This is a genomic window from Methylomonas sp. TEB, assembly GCF_047777895.1.
Lineage (GTDB): Bacteria > Pseudomonadota > Gammaproteobacteria > Methylococcales > Methylomonadaceae > Methylomonas.
Map to the genome: position 1 here is coordinate 783436 of NZ_CP180476.1, position 21037 is coordinate 804472.

Here is a 21037-nt window from a genome sequence, read left to right on the forward strand (position 1 = left end):
TTCTTATTTTTCTAGTGATTTTGGAGTTGCGATGCCAATCAACCGCCGTGAATTTCTGACCGTAACCGGCTGCGTTGCCGCCGGGATGTTATTGCCTGGAGCGGCTAGCTCCGGCGTATCAGGCCCCATCAAAGCGGTTGGCTTTGATGGGTTTACCGTGTTTGATCCGCGGCCGATCACCGCGTTGGCGGAGGCCTTGTTTCCGGAGCAAGGACAGGCGCTGGCGAAAACCTGGCGCACTCGCCAATTCGAATACACTTGGTTGCGCACTTTGATGGGCAATTACGCCGATTTTTGGCAAGTGACCAGCGAGGCGCTGGATTTTGCCGCGCGCCAACATCAGCTGGACATGAGTGGCGAAAAACGCGACCGTTTGCTGCAAAGCTTTTTGATGTTGGAGGCCTGGCCCGACGCCAAGGGGGTTTTGCTGGAGATGAAGGCCGCCGGGCTACGCCTGGCTTTTTTATCGAATTTCACAGCAGCGATGCTGGATGCCTGTGTCAAACATGCCGGTTTGGACGATATGTTTGAGGAGCACTTGAGCACCGACCGGGTGCGTGCCTTCAAACCGGACCCGCGCGCCTATCAGATGGGTGTGACCGCGTTCGGCTTGCCGCGTGAACAGATCGCTTTTGCCGCCTTTGGCGGTTGGGACGCGGCTGGCGCTAAGGCCTTTGGTTATCCGACGTTCTGGGTCAACCGACTGCGGGCACCTTTGGAAAACCTGGGCATGGCCGCCGATGCCGACGGCACAAGCTTACAGGAGCTGGCGGCCTTTGTATTGCCGGTCTCGGTTTAAGTTTAGCGCACCACTTCCCGCTGTTTTAACGCGTCGTAAATGTCGTCGACCGACTGGTTGCCGGCGTCGAAGCTTAGATCGGCTTGATCAGCTGCTAGGCCCACGCACAGTGCAATCAAACCTGCTTGTTTGATGGCGTTTGCTAGGGCCGGGTCAGTTTGCTCCAGCACGGTGGCGACGTGGCCGGTGTCGAACAGGCGGCGTTCCAGGCGGTAAGCCATGGTGTTAGCATCGGCGCCGGATAGCGCGACGATGGTTGCGGTTTGGCCGAAGCGGCTGGCGCGTTCTTCCGCACTCACCGGTGCCCATTCGTCTTTACTGGCATCGCCAACGATCATGCCCGCACCGACGGTGACGTTGCTCAATCGGTCGATGACAATGAACGAACCGCTGGTTTTATTGCGCTTGTAGGGATCGAACACCACCGGCGCATTGACCGCCACTGTGCATAGGCCGATTTCGTTTAATTTCAACTCGTCGGCATCGTGGTGTTCCAGGGTGTTGACGTCAATGCGGTGGTGTATGGTCGCCACCGAGCCGGACACGCTACGCGTCGCCAGTTTGATCACGTATTGGCGGCCGGGCAGCATGGCTTGTTCGGTCATCCAGACGATGGTCGCTTTGAATTTGTCGGCCACGCTGGGCGCCGCCTGCTGTTGGCCCAGAATGACATCGCCACGGCTGATGTCGATTTCGTCTTCCAGGGTCAAGGTCACCGCCATCGCCGCGAAAGCCTCGTCCAACTCGCCGTCGAAGGTAACTATGGATTTGATTTTGCTGGTTTTGCCGGACGGCAGCGCGGTAATGGCATCGCCTTTATGAAACACGCCGGAGGCCACGGTGCCGCAGAAACCGCGGAAATCCAGGTTAGGGCGGTTGACATATTGCACTGGAAAGCGGGTGTCGGCGAAATTGTGATCGCTGGCAATTTCAATGCTGTTCAGCAACTCCATCATCGGCATGCCGGTAAACCAGGGCATGTTGGCGCTGGGGTTGACCACGTTATCGCCGTCCAGGGCCGACATCGGAATGAAGTGCACATCCTGCAAATCCAGGGTTTTCACGAAAGCTAGATAATCGTCCTGAATCTTGCGGTAAGTCTCTTCGCTGTAGCCCACCAAATCCATTTTATTGATCGCGACAATGATGTGTTTCAAGCCCAGCAGCGAAGCGATGAAACTGTGGCGCTTGGTTTGGGTTTGCACGCCGTAACGGGCGTCGATCAAAATCACCGCCAAATCGCAAGTCGAAGCGCCGGTGGCCATGTTGCGGGTGTACTGTTCATGGCCTGGGGTATCCGCGATGATGAATTTGCGGGTTGAGGTGGAGAAATAACGGTAAGCCACGTCGATGGTAATACCTTGCTCGCGCTCGGCTTGCAAGCCGTCGACCAGCAAGGCCAAATCGATCTTACCGGCGCCGGTGGTGCCGGACTTGACGCTGTCGGCCTGCACTGCAGCCAACTGGTCTTCGTAAATCATTTTCGAGTCGTGCAGCAAGCGGCCGATCAAGGTGCTCTTGCCGTCGTCGACATTGCCGCAGGTTAAAAATCGCAGCAATTCTTTGCGTTCGTGTTGCGCCAGATAGGCGTTGATGTCGGTGCTGATGAGGTCGGATTGGTGGGACATGGGGTTCCTAAATGCCTTATTTGTAATAAAAGGTGCCGCGCTTTTAAAGCGCTTACTTGCAATGCTGTTTTAATAATTCGGCTAGTTCGTCACGACTCAATTGCCGGGTTGCTACATTGATCACCCATTCGTAGAGCTGGGGATTGTCCATGGCCGGCTGTTTGCGATTGGCAGCCAGAAAAACCAGCATACAGGCCGCAGCGACTCGCTTGTTACCGTCCAGAAACGGATGGTTATTGGCCAGTGAATAGCAGTATTGAGCGGCGGTTTGAAAAATGTCGCCGCTGTAGTGCCAAGTTTGCCGAGCTGCGCCGAGCGCCGATTCCAGCAAGACTTTATCTCTGATGCCCTGTGTGCCGCCGAAGTGTTCTATTTGTTGCCGATGTATCGTCAATGCCAAGGTTTTCGAGATAAAAAACAGTTCGGGCATTTTACTGCGCTAATTTGGCAAAGGCGTCGGCATATTGATTCATCAATTGCTCGTGAATCTTTAAAGCTTCCTCATCGTTAATGACTGTATCGGGTAACGATTGCTGTTGTTTTTGTTCCAAAAACAAGACGAAATCCAATACCTCGGCTTGCAGACGGGGCTCCAGTCTTGCGAGGTGTTCTTGTATTTCTTCGTGTAATTGCATAGATCACCCCTCAAATGATTTATCGGCACCACTGCTTTTCGCAGGGAACACCGTCATTGTTGCCGTCCATTTTGGTGTCCGGGCAGTTATTGATGAAATACGTCGCCTCTTCACACGATCTCATTTGCGAGCAATAGACGCGGCCGTCGCAAACGAAGTTTTGTGCATTGCGCTCTGTGGCGCCGGTTGTTGGATTGTTAGGCTCTGGTTTTGGGGCGCTTTCGAAAAGGCCTTTAACTTTGTCGGTTAGTTTTGAGGACAGCGGCTGATCTGCGTTTACTTCCGCAAGCGGTTTTAAATCCGGTGTCTTGCGATCCGCTTTGTGATCGCAAGCGGTATCGGAATACACTACATGACCCTTAGCATCGGTACATTTATAAACACCGGCTAAGCTATCCGAGGAGTAAAACAGGATAAACAACCACAAGAATTTCTTCACTATTCGTGTTTCCTCATTCGCTAATGGTACAAGCGTTTAGAAGTAACCTTCCCGTTTCTTCTGTTCCATAGACCCAGCCTGATCATGGTCGATCAAACGGCCTTGGCGCTCAGACGTAGTGGTCAGCAGCATTTCCTGGATGATTTCCGGCAAGGTGGTGGCGGTGGATTCCACTGCGCCGGTTAGCGGATAGCAGCCAAGCGTGCGGAAGCGCACCATTTTCATTTCCACTTTGTCGTTGGGGCCTATCGGCATTCTGTCGTCGTCGACCATAATCAACATGCCGTCTTTTTCGACCACTGGCCGCTCTTTGGCAAAATACAAAGGCACGATAGGAATGTTTTCCAGGTGGATGTATTGCCAGATGTCCAGCTCGGTCCAGTTGGATAGCGGGAACACGCGGATGGACTCACCTTTATCGACTTTGCCGTTATAAATGTTCCAGAGTTCCGGGCGTTGGTTTTTCGGGTCCCAGCGGTGGTTTTTGTCGCGGAATGAATACACCCGTTCCTTGGCGCGGGATTTTTCCTCGTCGCGGCGGGCGCCGCCGAAGGCCGCGTCGAACTGGTATTTGTTCAAGGCTTGTTTCAGCGCATCGGTTTTCATCACGTCAGTATGTTTTTTACTGCCGTGCGTGAACGGGCCTATGCCCTGAGCGACGCCTTCTTCGTTGATGTGCACGATAAGATCCCAACCAAGATCCTTAGCCATCGTGTTACGAAACTCGATCATTTCCCGGAATTTCCAGGTGGTATCGACATGCAATAAGGGGAAGGGCGGTTTGCCGGGGAAGAATGCCTTGCGGGTCAGATGCAGCATGACCGCGGAGTCCTTGCCGATGGAATACAGCATGACCGGCTTTTCAAATTCCGCCGCCACTTCGCGAATGATATGGATGCTTTCTGCTTCGAGCTGTTTCAGATGGGTTAATTTATAATCGGTCATCAATTATCCGGGGCGCACGGCCATGTTTGCTGTGGAGTGTAAGCCCGCTATTTTAAAGGCAAACCCCCATCGACGCTATCGGCAAAGCTTATGAGACAGATACACGGACTGGAAAAACTGGCCGGGCAGCAGTCCGGTCGGCTCAATGCGCCAAAACTGGCCGACCTATTACTGATGGATTTGCGCCAGTGCCTTTGCAGTATTTACGGCACTATCGGCGATGACGACAAGGTGTTGTTGGCGGAGCTGGCGCTGTTGCCGGAAAGCCTTGAATACGAAATGTTCGATCAGCGCATTGATTTCATCGTCGCCGGGCCGATACTGCGCAACGACTGCGTACCGTTAATTTATCGCCTGCAGGGCGAGCAGTTTGCGCTCAGCGGCCGCTGCTCGATGATCGCTCGGGTGTGCGGTGTGGATTTGTATCTACAGCGCAGTTATACCGGCGTGATTGGCGATGTCGCCAGGCAAAAGTTCTCCATATCGTTACCGCCGCTACTGAAAATGCGGTAGTGCTTCCCCTTGGGCGTTGACTGCTGCGATAGCACATCCGAAAACCCTTATAGCCGGCTATTCGCCCAGCGCACGATGTCCGGTGCGCTCAAGGCGCCGGACTGTCTGGCCAACTCTTGGCCGCTCTTAAATAAAATCAGCGTCGGAATGCTGCGAATATTGTGTCGGGCGCTGAGCTGTTGCTCGGCTTCGGTGTCGACTTTGCCCAAACGCACGCGCGGTTCCAACGCTTGCGCTGCTTGGGCAAAAGCCGGCGCCATCATTTTGCAGGGGCCGCACCAATCCGCCCAGAAATCCACCAGCAGCGGAATGTCGTTTCGCACTAAATGAGTTTCAAAACTTTTCGCAGTCAGCGCCAACGGATGGCTGCTGAATAAGGCTTGATGGCATTGCCCGCATTTTGGATTTTGCGACAAACGGGTGGCCGGTAAGCGGTTGACAGCCAGGCAATCTGGGCAGACTAAATGTAGGGATTCACTCATATGGTGTTCTCGAAATATAGGTTTCGGCGAATCTATTCGCCACTAAAAATTAACCAACTATCGCCATAAACCGCCGATGCGCCAACGAACTGGCCGAACAACCACCCGGTTACCGTAACTCGGAGCGATGAACGGTTCGTGCCAAAGCGTTTGCGGCCGGCTGGGGCTTAAGGCTTGCAGGCGGCGCACCCGTTCGGCGGTGGGCGGATGAGTGCGCAACCAGGATGGTTCCGGATTGCCCCAGCCCGGCAGCAGTATCGACTTCCAGCCGCCACTGACTTGTTCGATATGCGCCAAGGCTGTCGCCAAACCCAAGGGGTCGCCGGTCAGCGCCGCCGCATTCAGGTCGGCATCGTATTCGCGGATGCGTGATAAGCCCAGCTGCATCAATAAGGCCAGATGCGGCGAAAACAACAGCAGCAACAAACCCGGCCAATTGATTTGAAAACTTATCTCACCGAACAGCAGCAAAGGGATGGACAGCAACAAAAACAACTGTCCGGTGGCGGCGAATAAAGCGGTAATCCGGCTAATCGCATCGGCCAAGCCCATCACCCGCAAATCGTTATTGGCAATATGCGCCATTTCGTGCGCCAACACGCCGGCCAGTTCCCGCGAGTTAAGTTGTTTGAATAAACCGTCGGTCAACGCAATCGCCGATTGTTGGTGGCTACCCACCGCAAAGGCATTGATGAGCGGGCTGGGAATGTAATATGGCGCCGGGACGCTAGGCAGTTCGGCACGCTCAGCTAGCACCTGCATCATTTGCCACAGCGCCGACGCTTCTTGTGGAGAAATTGGCCGCGCCCGGTAAAGACTTAGCGTCAAGCGCCAGGCTGCCGCCGGTTCGAAGATCAGCGCAAATACGCCGGTCGCCAACGCAATCCAGACGCCTTCTTCGCCAAACAACAGGCTGCCGGCCAAGGTGCAGATTGCCAGCAGTGCCAACATTAACAGCAATGTTTGCAGCCGGTTAAGCCAACTGTGGCGATGCCAGACGATGCTTTGCATGGTTACTCCAGGCCGGCCCGGCGTAAACGGCGGCGCAATTCGTCGATCTCTTCCTGCATGTCCGCGACCAGCGCAGCCAGTTCCGGCAATGCTTCGAAGTTGCGTTCCAGGCTAACGATACGCCGCACCCGCACCAAGTGGGCGCTGGAAAAGCGCCATTCGCTTTGCTGTTGCGGCAGCGGATTGAGCCAGCCTTCTTCGATGTGTCGGGTAATCCATTCCGGTTCTACTGCGCAGATGGCCGCCAGTTGCTGCAAAGTCAGGCCGCTGTCTTCCAGAACGGCGTCGATCAAGTTCTCGGCTGATGACATGCTTTAGCTCCTGTGGTTTGTGCGCGGGTCGAAAGCCAGTTCGCGCGCCATGGTTTCGTAAAGTGCTTTAGCTTTGGCCGTGTTGGCCGGCGGCAATACCACCTGAATATCCAACAGCAAATCGCCGGGTGTCGCGCTGGGTATGCCCTTGCCGCGCAGCCGCAGTTGCTGGCCGCTTTGCGTGCCTTCCGGGATACGCACTTTCAGGCCGGTATCGAATAAATTCACCGGCACCATCGCACCCAGCGCCGCTTCCCAAGGCGTGACCGGTAAGCTCATATGCAGATTGCTGCCGTCTACTCGCAAACGTGGATGCGGGTTGAAATGCACCTCCAGCAGCAAGTCGCCCGATTTGCCGTTACCCATGCCTGGTGCGCCCTGGCCGGCTAAACGAATGATTTGGCCCTCGTACACGCCCTTGGGGATTTTTACGTTCAAGGTGCGGGTATCCAACACCACATGGCCACTGGCGTCCATGCGCGGCACTCTTAAGCTGATTTGCCGGGCCGCGCCGTTAAAAGCGTCGACTATATCCAGCAGCACTTTGGCGTGATGATCCTCGCCTTGGGCGTGGAAGCCTGTCTGGCTTTCGAACGGTCCGCCGCGCCCCCTGCCAGCGCCCATCTTGCCGAATAATTGACTGAAAAAGTCGCCGAAATCGGCGGTGTCGGTGCTGGAAAACTCGAAGCCGGCATCCCAATTGGGTGGGGGATGAAACTCCTGGCCGGGCCGATAGCCACGTCCCAATTGATCGTAAGCCGCGCGCTTTTCCGTATCAGAGAGCACCGCGTAGGCTTCGTTGATCTCTTTCATGTGCGACTCGGCATCCGCTTCCTTGGAAATGTCCGGATGATATTTGCGCGCCAACTTGCGGTAAGCTTTTTTGATGTCCGCGAGTGCCGCATCGCGATTCACGCCAAGAATCTGGTAGTAATCTTTGAATTGCACGAAGAGGCTCCTGTTGATGCTAAAACCAAGATTCGGATGATTCACCCTTGCTGTTTATAACGAATTGCTCCGGCTTACACAACCTGACTCGTAATCATGCGCCCACCCCCAACTTAATGACAATTCTTCCAGCGATTTGCTAGAATGAAAGCTCTTGGGGGTGACATGGCTTCGACGTGGGTAGCAAAACCTCAGGTGCATGCCGAGCACAGTACAGCTCGTAAAACCTACTGAAAACAAGTATTCGCAAACGACGAAAACTACTCAGTGGCCTTAGCAGCTTAAAACCTGCACCACTTCTCTGACCAGATGTACTTATGCGTCTGGAGTCTCCTTCGGGGGGCGCTCAGGGATCATATTACATAAGATCGCGCCAGGGCTTAGTTCGGAGCCTAAAGCGCTAAATCCAATCGAAATCGCTGTTGATCCTCTTGGCCCGACGGGTAGTCAACAGTTAAATCAAAAGCGCGGGATAAGCATGTAGAGCTTGTGGCGGAGTGCTTGCGGACGGGGGTTCAATTCCCCCCACCTCCACCACCTAAGATTAAGAACGGGGCTAAGGCCCCGTTTTTTATTGGTTAAAGAAAATTTTATATTGCTGGATTTTTCTAATCCAATATTGAGGTCACTAACAGGGCCACATGATCGGGCAAGCAAGCTTGGGACAATTAGCTTATTTATGGAAAAACAATCGTGCTTCCTAAATCTTGGTGCAATGCTTTAAAGCTAACGAGCAAACCATAGTAGTTATAAATACTCATCAATGGCCATCAAAAAATCCGATCTCTATTCCTCCCTGTGGGCCTCGTGCGACCAATTGCGTGGCGGCATGGACGCCAGCCAGTACAAGGACTATGTCCTGTTCATGCTGTTCATCAAATACATTACCGACAAATACGCCGACAGCGACGACTTTGCGCCGCCGGTGGTGATTCCGCCCGGCGCCAGTTTCAAGGACATGATCGCCCTCAAAGGCAAATCCGACATCGGCGACAAGATCAACACCCAGATCATCGGCCCCTTGGTCAATGCCAACGCCCGCTTATCGAAAAGCGACTTCCCGGACTTCAACGACCCCAACAAACTCGGCGAAGGCCAGGATATGGTGGAGAAGCTCTCCAACCTGATCGGCATCTTCCAAAAGCCCGAGCTGGATTTCTCCAAAAACCGCGCCGAGCACGACGACATTCTCGGCGACGCCTACGAATACCTGATGCGCCACTTCGCCACCGAAAGCGGCAAGAGCAAGGGCCAGTTTTATACGCCGTCGGAGGTCAGCCGGGTCATCGCCAAAGTGGTCGGCATTTCTCCAGACAATACCAATGCCCGCACTACTGCTTACGATCCGACCTGCGGTTCCGGCTCGTTGCTGCTGAAAGTCGCCGCCGAAGCTGGGAAACCACCAATTAATCTGGAAGGCCAGGAAAAGGATGTCACCACCGCCGGTCTGGCGCGGATGAACATGATCCTGCACGACTTTCCGACCGCCACCATCCTGTCCGGCAACACGCTGGCCGCGCCCAAGTTCAAGGATGGCGAGCAACTGCGCACTTACGATTACGTGGTTGCCAATCCGCCGTTTTCCGACAAGACCTGGAGCACTGGTCTGACGCCGGGCGACGATGCTTACCAGCGTTTCGTCTGGGGCGAGCCACCGGCCAAACAAGGCGATTACGCCTATCTGCTGCACATCATCCGCAGCCTGAAGGCCAACGGCAAAGCCGCCTGCATTTTGCCGCACGGCGTGCTGTTTCGCGGCAATGCCGAAGCGGTGATCCGTCAGCAACTGGTGCGCTCCGGCTATTTGAAAGGCATCATCGGCCTGCCGGCCAACCTGTTTTACGGCACCGGCATTCCGGCCTGTATTTTGGTGATAGACAAGGAAAACGCAACTGCCCGCAAAGGCGTGTTCATGCTCGACGCCGCCAAGGGCTTTATCAAAGACGGCAACAAAAACCGGCTGCGCGAGCAGGACATCCACAAGATCGTCGACACCTTCAGCAAGCAAGCCGACGTGCCGCGCTATGCCCGGATGGTGCCGTTCGATGAAATCGCCGATCCCAAAAACGACTTCAACCTGAATTTGCCGCGCTACATCGACAGCAGCGAGCCGGAAGACATTCAGGACATCAACGGCCACCTCAACGGTGGCATCCCCGAACGCGACCTGGACGCGCTGGCCGACTACTGGCGAGTGCTGCCCGGCGTGCGCGCCGCTCTTTTCTCCCCTCGCCTTGAGGAAAGCGCCGCCAAACAAAGTAACCAACCCTCTCCCTTCGGGAGAGGGCAGGGTGAGGGGACAGAAATCAATGTCTTACTTTATTCTGATTCTCCTCACCCCAACCCTCTCCAGCAGGAGAGGGAGCGACCCGGTTACGCGCAATTAACGTTGCCGCTGGCCGAAGTCAAACCCGCCATCTTCGGCCACGCCGAATTCACCGCCTTCAACGCCCAAGCGACTGAACGCTTTCAAGGCTGGCGCCACGCCACCACGCCGCTGCTGACCGGCTTTGGCAAAGACAGCCACCCCAAGGCCTTGATCGAAACCATCGCCGAAGACTTGCTGAACACCTTCAAGCCCGCGCCGCTGCTGGATGCTTACGACATCTACCAGCACCTGATGGATTACTGGGCCGAGACCATGCAGGACGATTGCTACCTGATCTCCGCCGACGGCTGGGTCGCCCAGCCGACCCGCATCGTCGAAACCGACAAGAAAGGCAAAACCAAGGACAAGGGTTGGGTCTGCGATTTGATCCCCAAGCCCTATATCGTCGCTCGCTACTTTGCCGAGGAGCAGGCCGCGATAGAAGCCAAACAGGCCGAACTGGAAACGGCGACCGCTAGCCAAACCGAATTGGAAGAAGAGCACAACGGCGAAGACGCCATCTTTTCCGGTTACGACAACATCAATGCCGCCGCCGTTAAAGATCGGATCAAAGAGCTAGGCAAAGACCCGGATGGCGCCGACGAATTAAAAGTATTGAAACAGTGGCTGGAACTGGGCAACCAGATCAGCGGGTTAAAAAAACAGATCAAGGAAGCCGAAGCCGTGCTCGACCAAAAGGCCTATGAAAAATACCCGACGCTGAGCGAAGCCGAAATCAAAACGCTGGTGATCGACGACAAGTGGATGGCGCACCTGTCCGCAGCCGTGCAGGGCGAACTGGATAGAGTCTCGCAAACCTTGACCGGCCGCATCCGGCAATTGGCCGAACGCTACGCCACACCGCTGCCTCAACTGGAAGACGAGGCGGCGGCCCTGGCCGTTCGCGTGGCAGAACACCTCAAAAAAATGGGCGTGGTATGGCCATGAATGAGCATAACGTAGGGTGGATAAGCGCTAGCGCATCCGCCGATATTCCTACACCGGCAACATGAGCGATTACCAACGCATCCGGATTCCGGGCGCTTGTTATTTCTTTACCGTCGTCACTTGGCGGCGCAAGCCGGTTTTTATCGATGATGCGCGGGTTTCGCTGTTTCGAGAGGCCTTGCGTAAAGTCAAGGCAAGCCGCCCGTTTCAAATCGACGCAATGGTCATTTTACCGGATCACCTGCATTGTATTTGGCGGTTGCCGGATGACGACGCGGATTATTCCGGTCGTTGGCGCGAAATCAAAAAAGCCTTTTCCCGCCAAATCGATACCACCACCAATGCCAGAAACGAGCGATTGGTCTGGCAACGACGGTTTTGGGAGCATACGATTCGCGATGCGGACGATTGGCGGCGCCACGTGGATTACATTCATTACAACCCGGTCAAACACGGATTAGCGCAGCGCCCCAGCGATTGGCCGTGGTCATCGTTTGCCGGTGCCGTCAAAAAAGGTTGGTACGATGCCGATTGGGGTGCCACGCCGCCAAACCACATCAGCGACATGGAGCACGAATGACCGCAAAAGCACCCAACGTAGGGTGGATAAGCGAATGCGCATCCACCATTATTTGCCGAGGTCCGGTGGATGCGCTGGCGCTTATCCACCCTACTACTATTTGCCCAAGGTTCAACGGTTCAACGATGCCGTGGAAAATGCAACCCAATGAGTAATCAACCAACAAACCATGCCGAGGCGGTCAACGAAGCTAGCGCGGCTTATGGCTTGCGGATCGACAAGGAAGCGCGGTATGACGAATCCTCCCGTAGGGCGGATAAGCAAAGCGCATCCACCGAATCATTGAAGCCTCCGGTGGATGCGCGTTCGCTTATCCACCCTACTACTGAGCTTGCGGGAGGCGGAAGCCGATGAATAATCAACACGATTTTTCCGATCACCAGCCGTCGGCGGTCAACGAAGCCAGCGCGGCTTATCGCTTGCAGGCTGGTAAGGCGGCTTTGCTTAGGCCGGGGTACAAACAGACGGAAGTGGGCGTTATCCCTGACGATTGGGAAGTTCTGTCATTAAGAGAAGTATGTTCCAAAATTACTGATGGAACGCACGATACGCCGAAGCCAATTCGTACTGGGGTGCCGTTCCTAACTGCGATCCACATTAAGGACGACTTTATCGACTTCGACAACTGCTTATATCTGACCAAGGAGGTCCATCAAACTATTTTCGCTCGATGCAACCCTCAGTACGGAGATGTATTGATGGTCAATATTGGCGCGGGAGTAGCAATAACCGCGCTTGTCGAAGTAAATTTTGAGTTCAGTTTGAAGAATGTCGCGCTGTTAAAGCCAACCTCGGGAAGACTTCTTGGCAATTACTTGAACCAATGCCTCATTAAAAGAAAGCCCGCAATCACCAAAATGCTATCAAGCGGTGGGGCGCAGCCATTTTTGTCGTTAACGCAGATTGGCGAGATTAACGTTCCCGTGCCGCCATTCCCCGAACAACGCGCCATCGCGGCGGCGTTGAGCGATGTGGATGCGTTGCTGGACGGGTTGGAGCGGTTGATCGCCAAGAAGCGCGACCTCAAGCAGGCCGCCATGCAACAACTCCTCACCGGCCAAACCCGCTTGCCGGGGTTTAGCAACGTAGGGTGGATAAGCGCTAGCGCATCCACCGGACCACGACGGATATTGGTGGATGCGAATTCGCTTATCCCCCCTACGTCTACCACGCCGATAGATTGGAAGGTGACGCGGCTGGGAGAGGTGTTGAGCATCTGTCACGGAAAGAGCCAACGCGAGGTCGAAGTTGCCGATGGCCCTTACCCAATTCTTGCCACTGGTGGTCAGATTGGCACTGCCCGATGTCCGCTATATGACAAGCCATCCGTCCTCATCGGGCGCAAAGGAACGATCAACCAGCCACAATACATGGATACGCCATTCTGGACTGTAGACACGCTTTTCTACTCTGCGATCAAAGGCGAGAACAGCGCAAAGTTTCTTTACTACCGCTTCTGTTTGATTGATTGGATGCAATACAACGAAGCATCGGGTGTTCCAAGCCTCAATGCTCGGACCATTGAGAATATCGAGATAGGTTGCCCTGAGCCTGACGAACAAACCGCCATCGCCACCATCCTCTCCGACATGGACGCCGAACTCACCGCGCTGGAAGCCCGCCGCGACAAAACCCGCGCCCTCAAACAGGGCATGATGCAGGAACTGCTCACCGGCAAGACCAGGCTGCTATGATCATGCCTGCTAAATCCTTTTTTACCCATGGAGCTCTCGATGAACGTACTTGACGAAGACAGCTTGCGGTTTCAGGAAGTCTTTATTCCGGAATTGGCCGAGGGCGCCATCAAACAGGCTTATTACCAGACACTGGCCGCCGGTTGTTCGGTGCTGGAAGCGGTGGATGGACAATTGATCGAATCCTCGCCGGATGGCTCGCGCCGGGTAGTGAAGTCATTGCCCAAGCCCATTCCCGTCAAGCCCGGCCAGCGCTTGCGGCGTCGGCAAAAATGACTTCGGCAACGCCGCGGCTAAGGATGTTCGCCGGGCCGAATGGGTCAGGTAGCCGCAGGCCGATATACTACCGTTAGTATGAGTAGCTATCAGCCTCCGTTCCAGCTCAGTCATACCATGCTTGCCAAAGTGGCGGAGATCGCCGAGTTACTGGGGCGCTGGAAACAGGCAGGCCAGGACACTCTGGCGCCGCAACTGCGGCGGGGGAACCGTATTCGCACCATTCAAGCATCGTTGGCTATCGAACAGAACACACTGTCGGTGGAACAGGTGACGGCCGTGCTGGCCGGTAAAACCGTGCTGGGATTGCCGCGAGAAATTCAGGAGGTGAAGAATGCCTTTGCCGCCTATGAGGCGCTTCCCGATTGGCGCCCGGATAGGCTGGATGATCTGTTAGCCGCCCATGGCTTGTTGTTGCGAGGCTTGGCCGACGACGCAGGCTGTTTGCGTGAAGGTGGAGTCGGCATTTATCAAGGTCAGCGACTGGTGCATATGGCGCCGCCACCCAGTCAGTTAACCCGCCTGATGAATGATCTACTGGATTGGCTGGCTCACAGCGATGCCCATCCGCTGATTGCTTCGTCCGCTTTGCATTATGAACTGGAATTTATTCATCCTTTTAGCGACGGTAATGGACGCATGGGCCGCTTGTGGCAAACGCTGATACTGAGCCGTTGGCAATCGATTTTGGCTTATTTGCCGGTCGAGACGGTGATTAAAAGCCGGCAGGATGATTACTACCGTGTGCTGGGCGAGGCCGATCAAGCCACCGATTGCAGTGATTTCATCCTGTTTATGCTTGATGCGATCGGCGAAGCTCTGCAACAAGCGATCACCAGCGAAACGCCGGTTAAAACGCTGGTTAAAACGCCGGTGAAAACTCCAGAACAGATTTTAGCCCTGCTGCGGGAGCAGCCGACTTTAACCCTGGCGGAGGTTGCTGTTCGTTTGGGTAAATCGACCAGCGCTGTGGAACGCGCCGCTCGCAAACTTCGAGAGCAAGAGCGTTTGCGCTATGTGGGCCCGCAAAAAGGTGGGCATTGGGAGATAAAGGAATAATGGATCAAAACACCCGCTCCGAACGTAACACTCAAAACCGAATCGTCAGTCTGTTCACCGATCCGTCACAGCTCAATTGCCTGGGTTACCGCTATCTTGGCGAATGGAGTAAACGCCAGAACAATCGCCCTATCGAAACCGCACTGCTTCGCGATAACCTGATGGCACGCGGCTATTCCGCCGCCCACATCAGTGCTGCTTTGCAAAAACTGGACACTGCTGCCGACGTCAGCGGCATCACGCTTTATCAAGCCAATCTTCGCACCTATCAGTTATTGCGCTACGGTATTCCGGTGCAAATCGCCGCCGGTCAGGTGCACGAGACGGTACATTTGATCGATTGGGAGCGTCCCGAGCGAAACGACTTTGCGCTGGCCGAGGAAGTGACGCTGAAAGGCGGTTATGAGCGGCGGCCGGACATTGTGCTGTATATCAACGGTATCGCCATCGCGGTGATCGAGTTAAAGCGCAGTTCGGTGGATGTGGCGGACGGCATACGCCAGCTCATCACCAATCAGGATGCCATTTTCAATCAAGGCTTTTTCAGCACGGTGCAGATAGTCTTGGCCGGCAGCGATGCGCAAGGGCTGCGTTACGGCACCACCGGCACACCCGAACAATTCTTCGTGGAGTGGAAGGATCAAACGCCTGCCGAAGCGGGCACCGCGCCGCTTGCCGGCGCATTGCTGGATCGACCTCTGGCGCAGTTGTGCGGCAAGGCCAGGCTGCTCGATTTGCTTCGCAATTTCATCATCTTCGACGCCGGCCAAAAAAAGGTGCCGCGCCAGCATCAGTTTTTCGGTGTAAAAGCCGCGCAGGAACGTATCGCCAAGCGGGAGGGTGGCGTCATCTGGCATACCCAGGGCAGCGGCAAGAGCATTTTGATGGTGCTGATCGCCAAGTGGTTGCTGGAACACGATCCCGATGCGCGCATTTTGGTGATCACCGACCGCGACGAGCTGGACAAGCAGATTGTCGGCGTCATGCGCAATGCCGGGGTGATTGGCGAAAACTCAGCGTCGCCGCGCATCACCTCGCGGGCCGATTTCGTTAATAAACTGGCCGCGACTACGCCGCGTTTACTGTGCGCGTTGATCCATAAGTTCGACGTGTCTGATCTGAAAGGCGCGCCGCCGAAGGTGGCAGGGCGATTTTATGTGTTTGTGGACGAATGCCACCGCACTCAGGGCGGCGACATGAACAAGCAGATGAAGCGCTGGCTGGAGAGCGCGATCTTCATCGGTTTTACCGGCACGCCGCTGCTGCGCAAGGACAAGCAGATGACGCGGGACGTGTTCGGCACCTATATCCATACCTACAAGTTTCATCAGGCGGTGGCCGATAAAGTGGTGCTGGATTTGAAATACGAGGCCCGCGACGTGCCCGAACGGCTGACCTCGCAGAAAAAAATCGACGAGTGGTTCGAGCGGAAAACCCAAAATCTCAACAACTTTCAGAAGGCGGCTCTGCGTAAACGCTGGGCGACGATGGAAGAGTTGATGAGCGCCGAAGGCCGTAAACGCGAGGTGGTCGCTGAAATTATCTCCGATTTCGCTCTTAAACCGAGACTGAATAACGACCGCGGCACCGCTATTCTGGTGGCCGCCTCCATTTACGATGCTTGTCATTATTTCCGGCTGTTCAGAAATACCCAGTTTGGCCCCTACTGCGGCATCATTACGTCGTACGAACCGAATGCCAATGCCATCTCGAAAGAACCCGCCAACAGCGATGAACGCTATAAGTTTGATACCTATAGTCAGTTGGTATTGAAGGATTTTCCGACCACCGAGAAATACGAAACGGAGATGAAGCGCCGCTTCATCGACGAGCCGGCCAATCTTAAATTGCTGATCGTGGTTAGCAAGCTGCTGACCGGCTTCGATGCACCCAGCTGCACCTACATCTATCTCGACAACGAATTGCGCGACCACAACCTATTCCAGGCGATCTGCCGCACCAATCGGCTGGATGGCGACGACAAGGACTACGGCCACATCGTCGACTTCAAAAAACTCTTTGGTGACGTGCAACAAGCCATCGCGGTGTACAGTTCCGACGAACTGGACATCGACCAGGGCAGTAGCGAGGCCGAAAACAACGTGCGCCTGAAAAACTGGCTGGAAGAAGGCAAGAGGCAACTGGACGATGCCCGTCAAGCACTGCACTACCTGTGCGAACCGGTACTGCCGCCGCGAGAAGTCGAACACTACCTACATTATTTCTGCGGCGATGCCGCCAACCCAAACGCGCTAACCGAAACGGAAGCATTGCGGGTGACGTTCTACAAGACGGTGGCGATCTTTGCGCGTGCCTACGCTGACATTGCCCAGGAACTGACCGAGGCGGGTTATTCCGAGGCTGAGGTCGAGGCATTGAAAAAGGCAGTGGAATTCTACGCCGAGATTAGGGCCGCCATTAAGAAGCACTCGGGTGAAGAGCTGGACATCAAGCCTTACGAGGCTGACATGCGCCACCTGATCAATACTTACATCCAGGCCGACCCGGCGGAGGAATTAGGGGAACTGGGTGAAATGTCGCTGACCGAGCTGATCATCAAGACCGGTATCCACGATGCCATTGCCAAGAAACTGAACCAGAAAGGCAAGTTGTCGAAGAACGCTATCGCCGAGGGGATTATCAACAACGTCCGCAAGACCATCATCCGCGACCAGCTCACCGACCCCAGGTTCTACGCGCAAATGTCCAAGCTGCTCGACGATCTGATCAAGCAAAGCCGAGCGGATACCGCCGCTTATGAGGCGTTTTTGCGCAAGGCTGAAGAGCTGGTCAAACGCTTGGCGGCAAAACAACCCGAGGCCGGCATTCCCGCCATGTTGCATGGCAGGCACGAGGCCATCGTCATTTACAACAATCTGGTAGACCTGATGCCCGAGGCCACGCCGACGTCACAGGTGCAGGAACCCACGACCGACTATAGCGATGAGCGTGCGCAACTGGCGCTAAAAATTGATCATGCCATGCGCGAGCAAGCGCCGGCGGGCTGGAAGGGTGATGAAACCAAAGAGCGCGTCGTTCAGAATTTCTTGTACCCAATGCTGAACAAGAACCCGAATGCCACGCTGGCCCTATTCGAGATCATCAAGAACCAGCCGGGATATTGATGTCGGAAACAATCGAGCTTGGCGACATAAGTATCGCTGTTACCCGCAAGGCCATCAAGAACGTGCATTTGTCTGTGCATCCGCCGGAAGGCCGCGTCACCTTGGCCGCGCCGCTGGAAACCCGTTTGGAAGTGGCCAGAGCCTATGCCATCTCAAAGTTGGGTTGGATACGCGATCAGCAGGCCAAACTGCGTAATCAGGCCAGGGAGATGCCCAGGCAGTTTGTCGAGCGCGAGACCCACTATCTTTGGGGACGGCGGCATTTGTTGACCATCATCGAACGTGGCGGCAAGCCGTTTGTGAAGGTCGATCATCGGCGGATTACGCTGTACCTACCGGCAGACAGTGCATTAGAAAATCGTGCAGAGCTGATTCACGAATGGCACAAGGTATTGTTGCATCAAGCCATCCCCCCATTGATTGCCAAATGGCAAGTAAAGCTGGGGGTCGAAGTGGCGCACTATTTTTTGCAACGTATGAAAACTAAATGGGGCAGTTGCAATCCGCGAGCGCGTAATATCCGTTTAAACACCGAATTGGTCAAAAAGCCTAAGCACTTGTTGGATTATGTTGTTTTGCACGAAATGGTGCATTTATTGGAGCCTACCCATAATGAGCGCTTCCTAACCATTTTGAGTGGTTATTACCCTAATTGGCAGGAAGCGCGAGCCGAGTTGAATGAATTACCGTTGTCTGCTGAAAATTGGAAAGAGTAATAGTAATCTTCAATATTGGGGGCATGAAGAAATGCGGTTCTTATAATTTTTATGTAAAACAATGCCTGCAGAGCTTAATAAATAGTCCCCACCCACCAAATTATCAAAGCCTAACTGGTCTCAGTTGGGCTTTTTTATTGCCTGTTGGTTTCTGCATCGGGTACTAATTAATTCGCTCTTGGGTTTGAGTCAACTTGGTGCGTATTTTTGTGAACTCCAACGGGAAGTTCGTCCTTTTGGTGCGTCGCACCCTTATTTGGCTTAGGAGGTATCGGACAATATTACTGGCGAGAAAATTGCTGGCAGATCGGCATGTCTAAACTGAAGGCGCATCAAAATGTCCGTATTGTTGGTTAACTCGTTTCTCGGTCGCTTCAAGCTAAAAAATAAATTTGCGCTGATATTGACGCTAATTGTATTGGCAAGTGTGCTGCCCTTGGCTATGTTCGTCGATGCGGGCGTGTCAATTTCCGGGCCGCAATGGTTGGTGATTGTATCCGCGAATCTGGCTTGGATACTGGTGTTGTCAGCATTATATTCGTCCCTATCGGGTGCGATTGCGGCATTGATCGGCGCACATAGGCAGTTAGAGCTTGGCAACTTTAATATGCGACTACAGCTTACCGGTCAGGACGAGCTGTCACAGTTATATAGCGGTTTTAACGAAACCGCCAAAGCCCTGGGCCGGCGCATAGGCGATGTGCATGCGTCCATTCAAGAGGTGACTTATGCCGCCGACCAACTCAACCAGGGTGCCGGTTTCGTCGCCGAAAAACTCGATAACCAACGCGAAAGAACCACGATGATGGCGGCGGCCATCGAACAAATGTCGGCCAGTATCATGGGCGTGGCGGGGCAATGCCGGGATGCTGAAAAAATATCGTCGACCACGCAGCAGCTTTCCCAGCAAGGCCATCGGGCCATCGAAAGCTTTATCGCCGATATGAACGCGCTGTTTGGCGAGATTCAGGACCTGGCTCAATTGATGCAAAATCTGGAGTTACATTCCCAACAGGTTGCCAGTATCTCGGAAGTGATTAAGGCCATTTCCGATCAGACCAATCTCCTGGCTCTAAATGCGGCGATAGAAGCGGCGCGAGCCGGAGAATACGGTCGCGGCTTTGCCGTGGTAGCCGACGAAGTACGCTCGCTGGCAAAACGGGTGCGACAGTCTGCTGAGGAAATAACCGGTACCACTGAAGCCGTCCGGGAAAAAATTCATCTAGCCGTTCAATCCATCGCCGCCACTCGGGATCAAACGGAACAAGGCATTAACAAAGCTTTCCAAGTTGAGCAATCGCTGGCCGAGATTCGGCAGTATGCGGATCAAGCCTTGAATAACGTAACGATGATAGCAACCAGCGCCGAACAGCAAACCCAGGTAAGCCAGGAGATCGGCCGCAACATCGAGACGATTGCGCACAGCGTTGAACAAAACAGCAACGCGGCCCAGGAATCAGCTGAAATAGCCAGGCATTTGGCTAAATTGGCGCAAATCGTCGCTCACTAATCAATAAAAAAGGGGAATTAGACGTGCCCGATTATGTTTCAGTATTGTTTTTATTGGTCGCGGTGATCGCCAGTACGGCGGCATTTATGTGCTACAAAAATCGCCAGACGCGCCTCGACCATCTTCGTGGGCAACTGCATTACCTGGAAATTACCGGCGCTTTGAAAAGCCTATTGACGCAGATACAACAACATCGCGGCATGGTGAGCGCTTATTTGAACGGCGATCTGAGTTTTAAATACAAAATCACAGCCTTGCAATCCGACATTGATCGGCAGCTAGATCAGCTCTCCGGGCAGTTCAAGCGGTCGCCGGAATCGTTTCAGTCGTTCGTTGACATCCGCGAAGCCTGGAAACAACTACACCCTTCCGTACTGCATCTGACCAGGGAAGCAAGTTTTGAACGACACTGTTTATTGGCCGGCACTATTCTCAATTTGATTCGAGATATAGCGGAGCATAGCCAATTACACCAGGAAAGTATTTGTCCGTTCAGCTTTATAGAAATTCTGTGGCATCTCTTGCCGGATACCGCTGAGGCAATAGGTCAGGCGCGGGCTATCGGCACCGGTATCGCTGCGGCCGGCCGCTGCCGGATCACCGATAGGATTAAGCTGGGTTTTCTGATTACCCGCATCCGTCAGGCCATCGAACGGGTTGAAGCCGGCATGGGTAACGCTAACATGTCCATGGTTGTCGATAACAGCTTTCAACAGGCTTCGGCTGCGGTTTATGTTCACATCACCGGTTTTATTAGTCATATCGAGCAAAAATTGCTGACCGCGGATAATCCGGCGATTGATCCGGCGGCTTTCTTTGACACCGCCACGGGGACATTGAACAGTATATTTGCGCTTTACGATCAGGGCGAAGTGATTACAAATCATGCCCTGCAAAACCAGCTTGCAAGTGCCAGACGCAGTAGCAATCAGTCTTTCGCCATCGTGTTGGTGAGCTTGGTATTTTTGATGGCTTCCCTGGTGTTGCAGCACGGAGTCGTTTAACCGGCGAGACCAAGAGCCACGCTTTCGATGGCGGCAAACTACTTTT

At 54.3% G+C, this 21037-nt stretch carries 20 protein-coding genes and 1 other RNA gene; 12 read left to right on the plus strand and 9 right to left on the minus strand.

The window, feature by feature from the left end:
* Positions 1-31 precede the first annotated feature (31 nt).
* Entirely contained in the window at positions 32-799 is a 768-nt protein-coding gene (locus ACMXD4_RS03555) for a haloacid dehalogenase type II (protein ID WP_415879876.1), read from the plus strand.
* A gap of 2 nt (positions 800-801) precedes the next feature.
* Here the strand turns inward: ACMXD4_RS03555 and cysN are convergent, their stop codons facing one another.
* Genes cysN through cysD form a run of 5 tightly spaced genes read right to left on the minus strand, consistent with a single transcriptional unit; the run spans position 802 to position 4446 of the window.
* Positions 802-2427: a sulfate adenylyltransferase subunit CysN gene (gene cysN, locus ACMXD4_RS03560; RefSeq protein ID WP_415879877.1), complete on the minus strand. Its 1626-nt coding sequence runs from the start codon at positions 2425-2427 to the stop codon at positions 802-804.
* A gap of 52 nt (positions 2428-2479) precedes the next feature.
* Positions 2480-2857 (minus strand): type II toxin-antitoxin system death-on-curing family toxin, encoded by a 378-nt coding sequence (locus ACMXD4_RS03565; RefSeq protein WP_415879878.1) that lies wholly within the window; start codon positions 2855-2857, stop codon positions 2480-2482.
* A gap of 1 nt (position 2858) precedes the next feature.
* Positions 2859-3062, minus strand: coding sequence for a hypothetical protein (locus ACMXD4_RS03570; RefSeq protein ID WP_415879879.1), 204 nt, complete (start codon positions 3060-3062; stop codon positions 2859-2861).
* Between the two features lie 19 nt (positions 3063-3081).
* On the minus strand, positions 3082-3501 hold the full coding sequence (locus ACMXD4_RS03575; RefSeq protein ID WP_415879880.1) for a DUF4124 domain-containing protein: 420 nt from the start codon (positions 3499-3501) through the stop codon (positions 3082-3084).
* A gap of 36 nt (positions 3502-3537) precedes the next feature.
* Positions 3538-4446 (minus strand): sulfate adenylyltransferase subunit CysD, encoded by a 909-nt coding sequence (gene cysD / locus ACMXD4_RS03580; protein WP_415879881.1) that lies wholly within the window; start codon positions 4444-4446, stop codon positions 3538-3540.
* Positions 4447-4536: 90 nt separating this feature from the next.
* Between cysD and ACMXD4_RS03585 the strand changes: the two genes are divergently transcribed.
* Positions 4537-4959 carry a hypothetical protein gene (locus ACMXD4_RS03585; protein WP_171696583.1) on the plus strand — a complete coding sequence of 141 codons (423 nt, stop codon included), beginning with the start codon at positions 4537-4539 and terminating at the stop codon, positions 4957-4959.
* 47 nt (positions 4960-5006) lie between these two features.
* Here ACMXD4_RS03585 and trxC read toward each other — a convergent pair whose 3' ends face one another.
* From trxC to ACMXD4_RS03605, 4 genes are read right to left on the minus strand one after another with little or no spacing between them, the layout of a single operon-like run.
* Positions 5007-5441 (minus strand): thioredoxin TrxC, encoded by a 435-nt coding sequence (gene trxC / locus ACMXD4_RS03590; RefSeq protein WP_171696582.1) that lies wholly within the window; start codon positions 5439-5441, stop codon positions 5007-5009.
* 57 nt (positions 5442-5498) lie between these two features.
* A complete protein-coding gene (locus tag ACMXD4_RS03595) occupies positions 5499-6452 on the minus strand; it encodes a zinc metalloprotease HtpX (protein ID WP_415879882.1) in 954 nt (317 codons plus the stop codon).
* A gap of 2 nt (positions 6453-6454) precedes the next feature.
* Positions 6455-6763: a chaperone modulator CbpM gene (locus ACMXD4_RS03600; RefSeq protein ID WP_415879883.1), complete on the minus strand. Its 309-nt coding sequence runs from the start codon at positions 6761-6763 to the stop codon at positions 6455-6457.
* A 3-nt stretch (positions 6764-6766) separates the two neighbouring features.
* Positions 6767-7711: a DnaJ C-terminal domain-containing protein gene (locus tag ACMXD4_RS03605; protein WP_415879884.1), complete on the minus strand. Its 945-nt coding sequence runs from the start codon at positions 7709-7711 to the stop codon at positions 6767-6769.
* 156 nt (positions 7712-7867) lie between these two features.
* Between ACMXD4_RS03605 and ssrA the strand changes: the two genes are divergently transcribed.
* The 10 genes from ssrA (at position 7868) to ACMXD4_RS03655 (ending at position 20991) form a co-directional block, all read left to right on the plus strand.
* Positions 7868-8248, plus strand: a transfer-messenger RNA (tmRNA) gene (gene ssrA, locus ACMXD4_RS03610).
* A 226-nt stretch (positions 8249-8474) separates the two neighbouring features.
* Entirely contained in the window at positions 8475-11027 is a 2553-nt protein-coding gene (locus tag ACMXD4_RS03615) for an N-6 DNA methylase (RefSeq protein ID WP_415879885.1), read from the plus strand.
* Positions 11028-11088: 61 nt separating this feature from the next.
* The gene (locus tag ACMXD4_RS03620) at positions 11089-11607 is read left to right on the plus strand and encodes an REP-associated tyrosine transposase (protein ID WP_033156042.1); all 519 of its coding nucleotides are present in this window, start codon (positions 11089-11091) and stop codon (positions 11605-11607) included.
* A 350-nt stretch (positions 11608-11957) separates the two neighbouring features.
* Positions 11958-13301: a restriction endonuclease subunit S gene (locus ACMXD4_RS03625; RefSeq protein WP_415879886.1), complete on the plus strand. Its 1344-nt coding sequence runs from the start codon at positions 11958-11960 to the stop codon at positions 13299-13301.
* Positions 13302-13340: 39 nt separating this feature from the next.
* A complete protein-coding gene (locus ACMXD4_RS03630; RefSeq protein WP_171696568.1) occupies positions 13341-13577 on the plus strand; it encodes a hypothetical protein in 237 nt (78 codons plus the stop codon).
* Between the two features lie 78 nt (positions 13578-13655).
* Complete coding sequence (locus ACMXD4_RS03635) at positions 13656-14636, plus strand: Fic family protein (protein ID WP_171696567.1); 981 nt, start codon at positions 13656-13658, stop codon at positions 14634-14636.
* Positions 14636-17761, plus strand: coding sequence for a type I restriction endonuclease subunit R (locus ACMXD4_RS03640; RefSeq protein WP_415879887.1), 3126 nt, complete (start codon positions 14636-14638; stop codon positions 17759-17761). Before ACMXD4_RS03635 ends, ACMXD4_RS03640 begins: the two co-directional genes overlap by 1 nt.
* Positions 17761-18477: a M48 family metallopeptidase gene (locus ACMXD4_RS03645; protein ID WP_415879888.1), complete on the plus strand. Its 717-nt coding sequence runs from the start codon at positions 17761-17763 to the stop codon at positions 18475-18477. Before ACMXD4_RS03640 ends, ACMXD4_RS03645 begins: the two co-directional genes overlap by 1 nt.
* Positions 18478-18814: 337 nt before the next feature.
* Positions 18815-19987 carry a methyl-accepting chemotaxis protein gene (locus ACMXD4_RS03650; RefSeq protein ID WP_415879889.1) on the plus strand — a complete coding sequence of 391 codons (1173 nt, stop codon included), beginning with the start codon at positions 18815-18817 and terminating at the stop codon, positions 19985-19987.
* A 23-nt stretch (positions 19988-20010) separates the two neighbouring features.
* Positions 20011-20991, plus strand: coding sequence for a nitrate- and nitrite sensing domain-containing protein (locus ACMXD4_RS03655; protein WP_415879890.1), 981 nt, complete (start codon positions 20011-20013; stop codon positions 20989-20991).
* Positions 20992-21037: the final 46 nt, after the last annotated feature.